The sequence below is a fragment of the Leucobacter sp. M11 genome, from assembly GCF_035726885.1.
Taxonomy (GTDB): Bacteria; Actinomycetota; Actinomycetes; order Actinomycetales; family Microbacteriaceae; genus JAPFRB01.
In genome coordinates this window covers 130,979-132,277 of sequence record NZ_JAPFRB010000001.1, presented here as the reverse complement: position 1 = coordinate 132,277, position 1,299 = coordinate 130,979, and the positions used below count along the sequence as shown (strand labels likewise).

2 protein-coding genes are annotated in these 1,299 nt (G+C 75.9%); both read left to right on the top strand.

Translation table 11 applies throughout. The features are described from left to right. On the top strand, positions 1-478 hold a 478-nt coding region (locus OOT08_RS00660), incomplete at its 5' end, for an ATP-binding cassette domain-containing protein (RefSeq protein WP_325090666.1). Then, positions 471-1,299 (top strand): ABC transporter transmembrane domain-containing protein (locus OOT08_RS00655; RefSeq protein ID WP_325090665.1); only part of this gene is annotated, 829 nt, incomplete at its 3' end. The genes OOT08_RS00660 and OOT08_RS00655, both read left to right, overlap by 8 nt.

Here is a 1,299-nt window from a genome sequence, read left to right as displayed (position 1 = left end):
GGTGCCGATGCGCGACTGGGCCCCGCTGGCGCTCCGCGAACGGCTGCTGGTGCCCCCGCGCACCCCCGGGGTGTTCGCCGGAACGGTGCTCGACAACGTCCGCGCCAGCGGGGAAACGACCGTCTCGGAGGCGGAGGCGCGGACGGCCCTCGGGGCCGCGGGGCTCAGCGAACGGGAGCTGCCCGAGGGCTTCGCCACGGCGGTGGGCGACGGGGGCTGGGGGCTGTCCGGGGGACAGCGGCAGCGGCTCGCGCTCGCCCGCGCGCTGGCCGCTGACCCCGAGGTGCTCGTGCTCCTGGAGCCCACCAGCTCGGTCGACGCGGTGACCGAGCAGCGCATCGCCGCCGCGGTCCGCGCTCTCCGGCACGGCCCGGGCTCGACCCGGGCCACGTTCGTGGTGTCCTCCTCCGCGGCCTTCCGGGCCGTGGCCGACCGGCTCCTCCACGCCCGAGCCGGGACGGAGGACGCGCGTGACTGAGCGAGAAGCCCCCGCCGAGACGGCCGCACCCGGCGCACTGCTGCCCGTGGCGACCGGCCGAGGGGTCGGCGCGTATCTCTGGCGCACCCTGCCCGGGAAACGATGGCGATTCGCGGGGATCCTCGCCCTGTTTCTCGTGGAGGCGGGCGCAGCCCTCGTCTTCCCGCTCGTGACCGGGGCCGTCGTGGACACCGTGCTCGCAGCCGCGGGGATGGGGGTGCCGACCGCGTTCTGGGGGCTGATCGCCCTGCTCCTTGCCGCGGCGGTGGCCGCGGGGCTCCTCGCCTGGGTGGGCGGGGTGCTCCTCGCCCAGATGGTCGAGACCGTGGTCGCCGACCTGCGCGAGGACTACGTCGCCGCCGCGCTGGCCCTCCCGCGCGCGGACATCGAGCGCGCGGGCACCGGCGACGTCGTGACCCGGGCCTCCGAGGACATCGCCCAGATCTCCCAGTCCCTGCCCGACGCCCTGCCCCGTGTCGCGGTGTCGGCGTTCACCATCCTGCTCGTCGCCGCCGGGCTCGGCACCCTGAATCCCTGGTACCTCGCGGGATTCGCCCTGACCGTTCCGCTGTACGCGGGCACGGTGCGCTGGTACCTGCGCGTCGCCCCTGCGGTGTACGCGGCCGAGCGCGTCGCGCAGTCCCGGCGCGGGCAACAGATCCTGGGCACGCTGAACGCCCTACCCGCCGTGACCGCGCACCGCCTGGAACAGCGGCAGCTGGGCCGGATCCGGGCCGCGGCCTGGGAGACGGTGCGCCGGGCGATGCGCGCCCGAATCGTGCAGAACCGGCTGTTCGGGCGGCTGAACCTCACCGAGGCGA